Source organism: Mangrovactinospora gilvigrisea (genome assembly GCF_001879105.1).
Classification (GTDB): domain Bacteria; phylum Actinomycetota; class Actinomycetes; order Streptomycetales; family Streptomycetaceae; genus Mangrovactinospora; species Mangrovactinospora gilvigrisea.
This window is the reverse complement of the sequence record NZ_MLCF01000025.1, coordinates 101,557-114,085: the sequence shown is the minus strand read 5'-3', so window position 1 is coordinate 114,085 and position 12,529 is coordinate 101,557. Positions and strand designations below refer to the sequence as shown.

The window sequence follows — 12,529 nt, the reverse complement described above, 5'->3', positions numbered from 1 at the left end:
GCGCCGCTAGCTCAGTTGGTTAGAGCAGCTGACTCTTAATCAGCGGGTCCGGGGTTCGAGTCCCTGGCGGCGCACAGACGGAAAGGCCTCCGGCACCACGCCGGGGGCCTTTCCGCATGCGCGGACGGGGACGCCGCGGGGGTGACCCGCCGTCACGTCGGCGCCGGGGCGGTGATCACGAAGGGGCCGTTTCGGGCCGGTACGCCGTTGCCGGACGCGGTCACTCTGCGCAGTCCCCCGGACGGCCCTGCGCATGCGGCGGCGCCGCCGCGCGCCGATCGATTCCGCCCAGGTTTCTGGAAGCGACCATTCCGCGCCAAGAGGTTTACACCAAAGTTGCGGCACTGGGCTCCCCAAGCAGGTGGCGGGCAGGGTAGCTTCTGCTGCCACAGCGCGAATTCGAGTCCGAACGTCCCGGTACCCACGTACCCCGTACCCCGCACCAAGCACTTCTCGATCTTTCACACGTGCCTGCACCAGGGGAGGGCGTCATCTCCCGCATAGCCAGAAGTTATGTGCTCCGACGGATCGTCCGGTCGCTCTTCGTGATCTGGTTCGTCACCACCTGCGTCTTCTTTCTCGTCCGCCTGATGCCCGGCAATCCTGTCGAGGCCTACATCAACAAGCTGATCTCCGCCCAGGGGATGAGCTACGACTCGGCGCAGGCCCAGGCCTCGTCCCTGTTCTCGTTCGACCCCCGCACGCCCTTGATCAACCAGTACTGGTCGTACCTGGTCGGGGTCGCGCACCTCAACTTCGGCAACTCGATCCTCTCCCCCGGCACCACCGTCCTCACCAAGATCGGTTCGCACCTTCCGTACACGCTCTTCAGCGTCGGCTACGCATTGATCATTTCGATCATCATCGGGCTGCTGCTGGGCATGCTGATGGCGTATCGCCGCGGCGGCGTTGTCGATCATGTGATGTCGGCGGTCGGCTCCACCCTGCACGCCATCCCGAACTACCTGTTCGCGATCATGTTCCTCGTGTTCGGCGGCATCCAGCTGGGCCTTTTCGACTTCGCCTCGCTGCGCGGCACCCATACCGACGGCATCAACCCGTCGTTCTCGATCACCTTTCTCTCGGACGTGATGTACCACGCGGCGCTGCCCGTGACGATCTACGTCCTCACTACCTTCGGCACCTGGGCGCTGATCATGAAGGCGTCCACCACCCAGGCCCTCGAGGAGGACTTCGTGATGGTGGCGCGGGCCCGCGGCCTGTCCGGCGCCCGGATCGGCGCGATGTACGTGGGCCGCAACGCGGTGCTGCCGCTGGTGGCGCAGATCGCCGTGCAGGCCGGGTTCGTGGTCGGCGGCGCGATCTTCGTCGAGCTGATCCTCGGCTACGAGGGCGTCGGCCAGTTGCTCTACGACGCGGTCAACGGCCGGGACTACCCGGTGATCCAGGGGATCCTGCTGATCATCACCATCTCGGTGGTGGGCGCCAACCTGATCGCCGACCTCTGCTACGGGATCCTCGATCCGCGCATCCGGGACAAGGGGGTGGAGGAGTGACGTCCGCACTCGCCCCCACCCCGGCGATCCAGCGCCGCGGCCTGCTGTACCGGATGAGCCGCAGCAAGTCCGGGATGGCCGGCTTCGTCATCGTCCTGCTGATCATCGGGATGACCATCGTGGCGCCGCTGGTGATGAACCACACCATCGCGCCCGATCCCGCGCACGCCTGGGAGGGGCCCAGCGGCGGCCATCTGCTAGGCACCGACAACTCCGGTCGGGACGTGCTCAAGCAGGTCCTGCTCGGCGGCGGGACGGTCATCTTCGTCGGCCTCGGCGCCGCCGCGGTCACCACCGTCATCGCCGTGGCGCTCGGCTCGCTCGCCGCCTATCTGCGCGGCTGGGTGGACAGCGCGCTGCTGCAGCTGACCGACATCTTCATGACGATCCCGCAGATCGTGCTGCTCGCCGTCCTCGGGTCGTTCTTCCAGCTCACCTCGCCGATCCTGCTGGCACTGCTGCTCGGCTCGTTCTCCTGGCCGGTGCTGATGCGCTCCATCCGGGCGCAGGTGCTCACCCTGAAGGAGCGCGAGTTCGTCGAGGCGGCCCGCTCGCTCGACCTGGGCACCCTGCGGGTGGTCTTCGTCGAGATCGTGCCGAACATGGCCGGCTACATCCTGATCAACTTCATCATCGCGGTGACCAACGCGATCTATGCGCTCGTCGGCCTGTACGTGCTGGGACTGGCACCGCTCTCCGGGGCGAACTGGGGGATCATGATCCACCAGGCCTGGACCTACGGCGCGATCTACATCGCCTCCGGCACCCCGTACATCCTCGCCCCGGTGTTCGCCATCGCCCTGGTGCAGCTCGGCCTGGTGATGCTGACGCGGTCGCTGGAAGAGGTCTTCAACCCGAGGCTGGCGGAGGGCTGATGGCAACCGTGGTCAACCAGGAGAGGTCCGGGACGGGCTCCTCCACGGACCGTCCCGTCCTCCAGGTCGAGGACCTGAGGATCACCTACCGGACCGGTCGCAGCGGCCGGGCCGTGGAGGCGGTCCGCGGCGTCTCGTTCGACCTGTATCCGCGTCAGGCGCTCGCCCTGGTGGGCGAGTCGGGCTGCGGCAAGTCCACGCTCGCCCTCGGGCTGCTGCGGCTGCTGCCCCGGCTGGGCGGCATATCCGGCGGCAGCATCCGCTACCAGCCGCAGGGCGGCGGCGACCCCGTCGACGTCCGCGCACTGGAGGGCCGCCGGCTCCGCGCCTGGCGGTGGAGCGAGGTCGCCATGGTCTTCCAGGGCGCCATGAACGCCTTCAACCCGGTGCTGCGCATCGAGGACCAGTTCGCCGACACCATCCGCGCCCATGCGGAGGGGAACGGGCGGGCCGCCCGGCCCTCGATGCGAGAGGTGCGGGAGCGGGCCGCGGAGAATCTGCGGGCCGTCCGGCTGGAGCCGGCCCGGGTGCTCGGCTCCTACCCGCACGAGCTCTCCGGCGGCATGCGGCAGCGCGTCCTGATCGCGCTCAGCCTGGTGCTGGAGCCCCAGGTGCTGCTCATGGACGAGCCCACCACCGCCCTCGACCTGCTCACCCAGCGGTCCATCGTGGACATGCTGCGCGAGCTGCGCGAGGAACGGGGTTTCGCCCTGATCTTCATCTCCCACGACCTGGCGCTCGCCTCCGAGCTCTCCGACCGGGTCGCCACCATGTACGCGGGCCGGATCATCGAGACCGGCGCCACCCCCGAGGTGTTCGCCCATCCCCGCCACCCCTACACCTCCGGGCTGATGCGCGCGGTGCCCCGGGTGCGCGGCGGCGGGCCCGGCCCCGTCTCGATCCCGGGCTCCCCGCCCGACCTCGCCCATCCCCCGGCCGGCTGCGCCTTCGCGGCACGCTGCCCGCACGTGCGGGACGCCTGCCACGAGACCGATCCGCCGCTGGAGACGGTCGCCGTGTCCAACGGACCCGAGTTGACCGCACACCGCGCGGCCTGCCTGCGGTGGCGGGAGCTCGCCGAGGAGGCTGCTGCGGCCGACGACGCCGAGCAGGCGGCCGACGCCGGGCAGACCGACGACGCCGAGCAGGCCGAGCTTCCCCAGCAGAAGGGCGCCACCGAATGACAACCGGCACCGCATCCGCCGACGGCACCCCGCTGCTCCAACTGGACGCCGTCGAGCAGGTGTTCCGCACCAAGAAGGGCGACGTGCCCGCCGTGCGCGGCGTCGACCTGCACGTCAACGAGGGCGAGGTGCTCTGCCTGGTCGGCGAGTCCGGCTGCGGCAAGACCACCACCGCCCGGATCGCCGCCGGCCTCGCCCCGCCCACCGGCGGGCGGGTGCTCTACCGCGGCCGGGCCCTGTCCGAGATGGGCTCCGAGGAGAAGGTGCAGTACCGGCGGGGCGTGCAGTTCGTCCACCAGGACCCCTACGCCTCGCTCAACCCGATCCGGACCGTCTTCGCCACCCTGGCGGCGCCGCTGCGCAAGCACGGTCTCGCCACGTCCCGCAAGGACGCCTGGGAGCAGGCGTGCCGGCTGCTGGAGCAGGTCGACCTCCGGCCGCCGGAGAACTTCCTCAGCAAGTATCCGCACCAGCTCTCCGGGGGGCAGCGGCAGCGCGTCGCGGTGGCCCGGGCGCTCACCCTGAAGCCCAGCCTGATCGTCGCCGACGAGGCCACCTCCATGCTGGACGTCTCGATCCGCGTCGGCCTGCTGAAGATGCTCAGCAAGCTGCGGACCGAGCTGGGCACCGGCTTCGTCTTCATCACCCACGACCTCGCCATCGCCCGCTACTTCGGCACCGGAGGCCGGATCGCGGTGATGTACCTGGGCCGGGTGGTCGAGCACGGCCTGACCGAGGAGGTCATCGAGAACCCCCAGCACCCCTACACCCGGGCGCTGCTGGACGCCGTCCCCACCATGGACGACGACGAGGTGGGCGCGGTCGCGGGCGAGGCCCGCAAGCTGCGCGGGGTCGACATCCCCAGCCTGCTGGCGCTCCCCTCGGGCTGCACCTTCCACCCCCGCTGCCCGCTGTTCCGCGAAGGCCTCTGCGACACGGCCGACCCGCCGCTGGAGCCGCTCGCGGTGGCGGGCGGCGCCGACCGCGACGTCTCCTGCCATGTCGTCAGGGAGGCCGTGGCGGAGGCCGGGAGGGCGTCATGAACGGAGGGGCCGTATGTACGTGCTGGCCCGAGCGGCGCTGAACTTCGCGTCGCTGCTGATCGTCGGATCGCTGCTGATGCTGGCGGCGACCCGGTCCGGAACCGCCCCGCGCGACGTCTCCCTGGCGGCGCTCGCGGGCGGCGTCGCGGCGCTGACCGGGACGATCGTCCTGATGAAGGTCCACCAGCGCCGCGTCACCAGGCGACGAGAGCACGACACCGAAAGCCTTACCGAGATCGACAAGATCGACACAGGAAGCCAGGAGGGCGACCGATGAGCGAAGAGCGCGCGGAGAGCGCCGGAGCGGGCATCTCCCGCAGACGCCTGTTCGAGGTGATGGGACTGAGCGCTCTCGGCGTGGCGGGGGTCGCCACGCTGGACGGCTGCTCCAAGGCCACCCCCAAGGGCAGCAGCGGCGGCGGGAAGAAGGAGTTCCACGGGGCGTTCCCGTACCAGTCGCCGCCCGACGGCGTCTTCAACGAGGGCGGGCAGCCCTTCGCGGGCCTGCCCAACTCGATCCAGGGCGGCAGCCCGTACCTGGACCTGATGATGATGCCCTGCGCCCTGTACCACTGGAAGGCCAAGAAGTGGGAGTACTACCTGGCCGAGAGCAGCGCGTTCGCCTCGGACGGGTCGACGTTCACCGTCAAGCTGAAGTCCGGGCTGACCTGGTCCAACGGCAAGCCGCTCACCTCGCAGGACCTGCTGACCACGCTCTATGTGGGGCGGATCCTCAACGGCCCGGTGTGGTCCTCCATCTCCAAGCTTGAGGCGCCGGACAAGCAGACGCTCGTGGTGCACCTGCAGAACCCGTCGGCCGTCATCGACCGCTATGTGCTGCGCGCCAATGTGCTGGACACCGGGACCTACGGCACCTGGGCCGACCAGTCCAAGGCGCTGGCGGACGCGGGCAAGGACATGGCGAGCGCCGAGAACAAGGCGCTCAACGCCAAGTTCACCAAGTTCCGCCCCAAGGCGATGGTGGCGTGCGGGCCGTACATCATCGACCCCAAGTCGATCACCGACTCGCGGATGACGCTGGTGAAGAACCCCAAGGGCTATGGCGCCTCCACGGCGAAGTTCGACAGCGTGGTGCTCTACAACGGCGAGACGCCGGCGGTGGCGCCGCTGGTGCGCGGCAAGGACATCGACTACGCGACGCACGGCTTCACCGTCGCCCAGGAGAAGTCCTTCGTCGCCCAGGGCTACCGCATCCTGCGCCCGCCGAACTACTCCGGGCCGGCCCTGTACATCAACTACGACCAGCTGAAGGAGTTCTCCGACCCGCGGGTGCGGCAGGCGCTCGCGATGGCCATCAACCGCAAGACCAACGGCGAGGTGGCGCTCGGCAAGTCGGGTGTCGGCGTGAAGTACATGGCCGGCTTCTCCGACATCCAGGTGCCGGACTGGATGGCGGCCTCCGACGTCTCCAAGCTCCAGACCTACGACTACGACCAGGCGAAGGCGGCCCAGCTGCTGACGGCGGCCGGTTGGAAGAAGCAGGGCTCCACCTGGCACCTGCCGAACGGCAAGCCCGCCTCGTACACCATCAAGTACCCGGCGGAGTACGCGGACTGGTCGGCGTCCGGCGACGACGTCGCCTCCCAGCTGAGCAGCTTCGGTATCAAGCTGCAGGCCCAGGGCGTGACGTTCAACCAGTTCGTGGTGCAGATCGACAAGGGCAACTTCGAGCTGGCGATCGAGCAGTGGGGGTCGTCCCAGCACCCGCACCCCTACTTCGCCTTCGTCACCGACCTGTTCACCTACAACTACCCGATCGCCATCAACAACGGCGGCAAGGGCATCAACTTCAACCTGAAGGTGAACACCAAGGCGACGGGCCCGCTGGACCTGCAGAAGGTGGTCAACGCCTCCGGACAGGGCCTGGACGTCGCCCAGCAGAAGACGAACATCACCAAGGCGGCGCTGGCGTTCAACGAGCTGCTGCCGATCATCCCGCTCTTCGAGCGGTACGGGAACAACCCCGTGCTGGACGGTGACCGGGTGAAGAAGATGCCGCCGGCGTCGGATCCGGACATCCTCAACTCGGCGTATGCGGACAACTTCGTGATCATGGGGTTGCTGGCCGGGACCATCGAACCCGTGTAGCGGCCCGCGTCCCTTCTCCTCTTCGCCTCCTCGTGCCTTCGCCCCGCCCCCCGCCAGAGCGGGGGGCGGGGCGAAGGACTGCCCCGGTCGTGCCGTGCTACGGCATCCTCACCGTCCAGATGCCGCGGCCGTGGGTGGCGACGTACAGCTCGCGGCCGTCCGGGCCCGCGTTGAGGTACACCGCCGGCGAGTTCGGCAGGTTGCCGTCCGCGGACGGGTTCGGCAGCCCGACGCGCTTCCAGTGCCCCAGCCCGTCCCTGCGGACGTCGTCGGTGTAGACGCCCAGGTCGGTGGCGGCCACCAGAGTGCCGTCCGGGGCGATCAGCAGCTTGCTGGCCGGCGCGTCCACCAGCTGGTCGCGGGCGCCGTCGGCCCCGCTGACGTCGTGCCAGGTGGCGCCGCCGTCCGTGGTGCGCCAGATGTGGCCGTAGCCCGCGCCCGGGCCCTCGTTCCACTGCCGGCTGTAGCCGGAGAAGGTGAGGTAGGCGGTGGCCCCGGTCGCGTCGGACGGGTCGATGGTGACCCCGGCGATGTACCGGTTCGGCACGTCCGACGGCAGGCTCAGCTGGTGGAAGGAGCCGCCGTAGTTGGTCATCACGCCGCGCGCGAAGTCGTCGCCCGGGCCGCAGCCGGTGCCGCCGCACCAGGCCGCCCACACCACATGGGCGCCGGCCGGGTTCTTCCGGGAGGCGATGGCCGTGATGGAGTGGCCGGTGCCGGTGTCGGCGAGCTTGGACCAGTCGGCGCCCGAGGTGGACGCCCAGGTCTTGCTGTTGCCCCAGACGTACTCGCCGCCCGCGACCCAGAAGCCCGGGTCGTTGGAGTCGGCCGCGAACGGGGCGATGAAGCGCGCCCCCGCGTCCGTCGGGTTGATCGCGGTGACGGCGCCGGGGGTGCCGTCGTCGTTCGCCGTGTACCCGCAGTTGTTGGTCATCTGCAGCGTCAGGTCGACGTACTCGCCGACCGTCTGGCAGCCGTTCTTCGGGTTGACCAGCTGGTCGCCGCCGTCGCCGCCGAACGGCTCGGTCATCTCGCCGTTCGGGTTGAGGTTCTCGGTGACCGGCGAGGTCGTGCCCGGGTAGGTGTAGCTGTAGGTGGCGCCGCGCGGGGCCAGCAGCGAGACGCCGTTGTCCTGCAGCCCGCCCCAGATCGCCGTGGACCGGCCGAGCGCGCCGGTGCCCACCGAGTAGTACTGCAGGGTGCGCAGCGTGCCGCTGGTGTTGAGGTTCCGCCAGCCCTTGGCGTTCTGCACCGGGCGGGCGTACATCCCGCCGTCGTTGCCGGCGTAGACCTCGGCGGTGTGCCCGGGCCACTCGGAGAAGCCCAGCGCGTGCTGGTCGGAGTGGGTGACGTTGCCGTCGCAGGTGTCCTTGGCCGGGTCCTCGTTCCAGCAGGGCTGGCCGAAGTTCCAGTAGCGGGCGATGGTCGACCAGTTCGCCCCGCCGTCATGGGTCTCGAAGATCTCCTCCAGGCCCATGTAGACGTGGTCCGGGTCCTTGGGGTCGACCGCCAGCGACTGGTTGTACCAGGCCTGGCTGCCCGGGTCGTCGATCGCCGAGCCGTCGGCCTTCAGGGTGTCCTCGTCGGCGACCAGGTGCCAGGGCCCGGCGAAGCTGCCGTCCGGCGAGGCGTAGACGCCCGCCAGCACCGTGGTTTTGGAGCTCTCCAGCACCATGTACAGCTTGCTGCCGTCGGCCGCGTAGGCGAACGTGGCGTTGCCGATCGCGGTGGAGTCGACGTCGCCCTGGAGGGTGATGCGCTTCCAGGTGGTGCCGGCGTCGTCGGACGCGTAGAAGCCGTTGTAGGCGGCGCCGCTGCGCCAGGCGACGTTGGCGAGCAGCTGCCTGCCGTGCGTCCCGGGCTTGATCACCACGTCGTTGGCCATGTCCGCGTAGTGCGTGTCCACGCCGCAGCCGGTGCCGCTGACGCCGACGTTGACGCACGGCGCCAGCACCTTCGTCCAGGCCGTGGAGGTGCTGCTGCGCAGCGCGCGGCGGAAGAGGCCGTGGGTGGTGGCCGCGTAGGCGTAGCCGGTGTCCGGGGAGAAGGCGAGCCGGCGGACGGAGGAGCTGTCCAGCTCGGTGCCGCCGACCCGGTCCGCCTGCGTCAGCTCGCCGTGCAGCGGGTCGGCGAGGCGGTAGACGCCGTTGCCGAGGTACTGGTCGGAGGAGGTGTTCGCCTCGCCGGTGCCGACCCACAGGCTGCCGTCGGGCGCGAAGGCGAGCGAGCCGGAGGAGAGCGAGGAGAGGTGGTCCGAGATCGGCGTCCAGCTCCTGCCGTCGTTGGTGGAGCGGAAGACGCCGCCGTCCGCGCCGGCCGCGAAGACCACCCCGGGGTGGTGCGGGTCGGCGGCGACGGCCGTCATCCGGCCGGCCGAGTAGCCGGCCCCGCCGGAGGAGTTGGACGCGTTCTGGTCCTTGTAGTGCAGCGCGTCGGAGTTGTACGGGCTGGTGGTGGCCTCGTGGAAGGCGGCGCGGGCCACCGGCATCCGCAGCGCGTGCTGCCAGGCGGCCGTGTAGGCGCCGGGCATCACGGTGGCGTTGGGCGACTGCCGGGGCTCGTCGAAGGCGTTGAGCGACTCGGCGAGCTCGTTGGCCTCGCCGCCGTCGTCGTCGCCGCTGTCGGCCTTGGTGACGGCCGGGTGCAGGGGGTCGACGGACCGGAACTTCGACGGGCCCGGATGAGCGGCGGTCGCGGCCCAGGCGGGCGAGCCGGGAGCGGCCGCGATCAGCGCCGCGGCGAGGGCGCCTCCGAGGAGCGCACCGGTGGTGGTGGCGCGTCGTCGTGTTAAGTGTGCACGCATGGGGAAGTGGCATCCCTTCGAGCAAGGTGACGTCCTGTGAACTGCAGTGCGCGCGCAGAGTACTGCGGGGGGTGACGCGGTGGGGAGGGGGCGGCGGGGGGTGGGTTGCGGAGTTCCCGCGCCGTGGTGCTCACCCGCGCCCGCGCTTCTCCTGGCGTCACCGCGGAAAATGCGGCGACGCGGGGCGGGGCTGCCGCCTACCGTTGCGGGTCGTCAGGAGTCGGGCAGATGTGGGGAGTGAAACGCCGTGAGCGCGTCCGAGGAGATTCCGGCATGTGAGCGTCTGGTGGCCGTGCTGGCCGACGAGGAGCGGCTCGCGCTCTTCGCGCGGGTGGTGGCGGCCGGGCCGGAGGGGGTGGCGCCGGGGTCGCTGGACGCCCGGACGCAGAAGGCGCTGGGACGGCTGATCGCCGCCGGTGCCGCCCGCCGGGCGGACGACGGCTCCGGACGCGTCACCGCGGGCGCCGCGCCCTTCCGGGAGGCCGCGAACGAGGCCCGCGCCGCCGCCGAGGCCGCCAACGCGGCCGTGCTGGAGGGCGCCCCGATCGACGTCGCCCGCTGCTTCTCTCGCGGACGCCTCGACACGCTCCCGCTCGCCGAGCCGCTGCGCGCCCGGGTGGTGGCGCATGTCGTCGAGCGCTGCCTGGGCGACGAGTCGGGGAAGCAGTGGACGGAGGCCGAGGTCGGCGAGCGGCTCGCGGTCGTCACCGACGATGTGGTCACGCTGCGGCGCGAGCTGGTGGACCGCGGTCTGCTGGAGCGCTCCCGCGACGGGTCGGCCTACTGGCGCGCGGGCTGACCGCGCGGCTCCGGGGGCGCCCGGGAGTGGCTGATCCGAGGGGTTGTTGGCGGGGCCGGTGCGGCGGTTGACTGGGCACAGCTAGTGCACAACTTCCAACGAGAGCTGACGGAAGCGAACGAGCCGCCTTCCGTCCTTCCCCCTCATGGAGGCCGCACCGTGCCATCGTCAGCCAGGCGCCTCCGGCGCCTCACCGCGACCGCCGCCGCCACCGCGCTGGCCGCCGCCGGACTCGCGGCGGCCGGCACCGCCGCCGCACCGCCCGCCGCCGCCCTCGACAACGGCCTGGCCCGCACCCCGCCCATGGGCTACAACGACTGGAACGCCCTGGGCTGCGGGAGCTCCTTCAACGAGTCCACGATGAAGCAGATCGCCGACATCATCGTGGACAAGGGCCTCGCCGCCGACGGCTACCGGTACGTCAACCTCGACGACTGCTGGGCCGAGACCCAGCGCAACGCCGACGGCAAGCTGGTCCCCGACCCGAACCGCTTCCCCGACGGCATCTCCGGGATGGCGGACTACGTCCACGCCAAGGGCCTCAAGCTGGGCATCTACACCAGCGCCGGCACCCACACCTGCAACCCCAACGGGTTCCCCGGCGCGCTCGGCCACGAGCAGTCCGACGCCGACCAGTTCGCCTCCTGGGGCGTCGACTACCTCAAGTACGACAACTGCAACAACCAGGGCGTCGACGCCGTGCAGCGCTACACCGCGATGCGGGACGCGCTCGCCGCCACCGGCCGGCCGATCGTCTACAGCCTCTGCGAGTGGGGCCAGAACAAGCCCTGGCTGTGGGCGAAGGACGTCGGCAACCTGTGGCGCACCACCGGCGACATCTCGGACAACTGGGCGAGCATGCTCTCCCGCTTCGAGAGCAACGTCCAGCTCGCCCAGTACGCCGGCCCCGGCCACTGGAACGACCCGGACATGCTGGAGGTCGGCAACGGGGGGATGACCGACACCGAGTACCGGTCGCACTTCTCGCTCTGGTCGATCATGGCCTCGCCGCTGCTGATCGGCACCGATCTGCGCAAGGCGAGCCAGGCGACACTGGACATCCTCGGCAACAAGGACGTCATCGCCGTCGACCAGGACCGGCTCGGCCGGCAGGGCACCGTCCTCAAGGACGGCACCGCGGACGGCTCCTGGGTGATCGTCAAGCCGATGGCGGACGGCAGCCGCGCGGTGGCGCTCTTCAACTCCTCGTCCACGCCGCGGTCGATCGGCACCAGCGCCGCGGCCGCGGGCCTGCCCGCCCGCGGCGGCTACACGCTGCGCGACCTGTGGCAGCACAAGGACTACAGCACCGCGGGCGCGGTGCGGGCCACCGTCCCCGCGCACGGCACGGTGATGTACCGGGTGTCGGCCGACCCGCACTGGGCCTCGCACCCGCCGGCGGTGGCCGGCGGCACCACCGGGTCGCCGCTGGTGCCGGTGGGCGGCACCGGGCCGCTCGGGTTCACCGCCACCGATCTGGGCCGCACCCCGGCCCGCGAGGTGCGGGTGAGCGCGACCGTCTCGGCTTCCGGCTGGGCGCTGAAGCCGAACGGGCCCACCGCGGCGAAGGAGCTGACCACCGGTCAGGCGCTCGGCACCCACTGGACGCTGACGCCGGCCCCGGGCGGCACCTCCGGTGACACCGCGACCGTCACCTGGACGCTGAGCTACCGGGCGCCGGACGGGACACCGGTCAGCAGCTCGCTCGACGAGGCGGTGCAGCTGGTGCAGCCGCCGCCGTCCGGCGACAGCTACGTCAGCGACCTCCCGTTCGTCTCGGCCACCAACGACTGGGGCCCGGTGGAGCGGGACACCAGCAACGGCGAGGCGGCGGCCGGCGACGGGCACACCATCACCGTCGACGGCACGAAGTTCACCAAGGGACTGGGCACCAACGCGCCCAGCGACGTGCAGATCTACACCGGCGGGCGCTGCACCCGGCTCACCGCGCAGGTCGGCGTCGACGACGAGGTGACGCAGGGCGGCTCGGTCACCTTCGAGGTGCACGCGGACGGCGCCAAGGTCTACGACTCCGGGCTCCGGCTGCTGCACCAGCCGCCGGTGGCGGTCTCGGCTGACGTGACCGGAGCGCAGGTGGTGGACCTGGTGGTCACCGACGGCGGTGACGGGCCGGACTACGACCACGCCGACTGGGGCGACGCGGTGGTGCACTGCGAGTAGCGTGCGGGCGGCGCCCGG

Annotated in this window: 9 protein-coding genes and 1 tRNA gene; 9 read left to right on the top strand and 1 reads right to left on the bottom strand. The window is 70.9% G+C overall.

The genetic code is table 11. From position 1 onward, the window contains the following. The 7 genes from BIV57_RS06860 (at position 1) to BIV57_RS06830 (ending at position 6,728) form a co-directional block, all read left to right on the top strand. Positions 1 to 74, top strand: a tRNA-Lys gene (locus BIV57_RS06860). 393 nt (positions 75 to 467) lie between these two features. Continuing rightward, entirely contained in the window at positions 468 to 1,517 is a 1,050-nt protein-coding gene (locus BIV57_RS06855) for an ABC transporter permease (protein ID WP_079170080.1), read from the top strand. After that, positions 1,514 to 2,392: an ABC transporter permease gene (locus BIV57_RS06850; RefSeq protein ID WP_217651699.1), complete on the top strand. Its 879-nt coding sequence runs from the start codon at positions 1,514 to 1,516 to the stop codon at positions 2,390 to 2,392. Before BIV57_RS06855 ends, BIV57_RS06850 begins: the two co-directional genes overlap by 4 nt. After that, positions 2,392 to 3,576 carry an ABC transporter ATP-binding protein gene (locus BIV57_RS06845; RefSeq protein ID WP_071655744.1) on the top strand — a complete coding sequence of 395 codons (1,185 nt, stop codon included), beginning with the start codon at positions 2,392 to 2,394 and terminating at the stop codon, positions 3,574 to 3,576. Before BIV57_RS06850 ends, BIV57_RS06845 begins: the two co-directional genes overlap by 1 nt. Beyond that, the gene (locus BIV57_RS06840; RefSeq protein WP_071655743.1) at positions 3,573 to 4,619 is read left to right on the top strand and encodes an ABC transporter ATP-binding protein; all 1,047 of its coding nucleotides are present in this window, start codon (positions 3,573 to 3,575) and stop codon (positions 4,617 to 4,619) included. Before BIV57_RS06845 ends, BIV57_RS06840 begins: the two co-directional genes overlap by 4 nt. A 13-nt stretch (positions 4,620 to 4,632) precedes the next feature. Continuing rightward, positions 4,633 to 4,896: a hypothetical protein gene (locus tag BIV57_RS06835; protein WP_071655742.1), complete on the top strand. Its 264-nt coding sequence runs from the start codon at positions 4,633 to 4,635 to the stop codon at positions 4,894 to 4,896. Further along, positions 4,893 to 6,728 (top strand): ABC transporter substrate-binding protein, encoded by a 1,836-nt coding sequence (locus BIV57_RS06830; RefSeq protein WP_175548682.1) that lies wholly within the window; start codon positions 4,893 to 4,895, stop codon positions 6,726 to 6,728. Before BIV57_RS06835 ends, BIV57_RS06830 begins: the two co-directional genes overlap by 4 nt. A 97-nt stretch (positions 6,729 to 6,825) precedes the next feature. Here BIV57_RS06830 and BIV57_RS06825 read toward each other — a convergent pair whose 3' ends face one another. Continuing rightward, entirely contained in the window at positions 6,826 to 9,531 is a 2,706-nt protein-coding gene (locus tag BIV57_RS06825; protein WP_071655741.1) for a beta propeller repeat protein, read from the bottom strand. 247 nt (positions 9,532 to 9,778) lie between these two features. On the opposite strand from BIV57_RS06825, the gene BIV57_RS06820 reads away from it, so the two are divergent. Together BIV57_RS06820 and BIV57_RS06815 are read left to right on the top strand one after the other, a co-directional pair. After that, complete coding sequence (locus tag BIV57_RS06820) at positions 9,779 to 10,330, top strand: DUF2087 domain-containing protein (protein ID WP_139275490.1); 552 nt, start codon at positions 9,779 to 9,781, stop codon at positions 10,328 to 10,330. Between the two features lie 159 nt (positions 10,331 to 10,489). Then, complete coding sequence (locus BIV57_RS06815) at positions 10,490 to 12,511, top strand: NPCBM/NEW2 domain-containing protein (RefSeq protein WP_419185690.1); 2,022 nt, start codon at positions 10,490 to 10,492, stop codon at positions 12,509 to 12,511. The last annotated feature ends 18 nt before the right edge of the window (positions 12,512 to 12,529 follow it).

Bases quoted from the DNA above. Each gene is read 5' to 3' on its own strand.
- BIV57_RS06845 (WP_071655744.1), top strand. From the start codon at position 2,392: ATGGCAACCGTGGTCAACCAGGAGAGGTCCGGGACGGGCTCCTCCACG.
- BIV57_RS06840 (WP_071655743.1), top strand. From the start codon at position 3,573: ATGACAACCGGCACCGCATCCGCCGACGGCACCCCGCTGCTCCAACTG.
- BIV57_RS06835 (WP_071655742.1), top strand. From the start codon at position 4,633: ATGTACGTGCTGGCCCGAGCGGCGCTGAACTTCGCGTCGCTGCTGATC.
- BIV57_RS06830 (WP_175548682.1), top strand. From the start codon at position 4,893: ATGAGCGAAGAGCGCGCGGAGAGCGCCGGAGCGGGCATCTCCCGCAGA.
- BIV57_RS06825 (WP_071655741.1), bottom strand. From the start codon at position 9,531: ATGCGTGCACACTTAACACGACGACGCGCCACCACCACCGGTGCGCTC.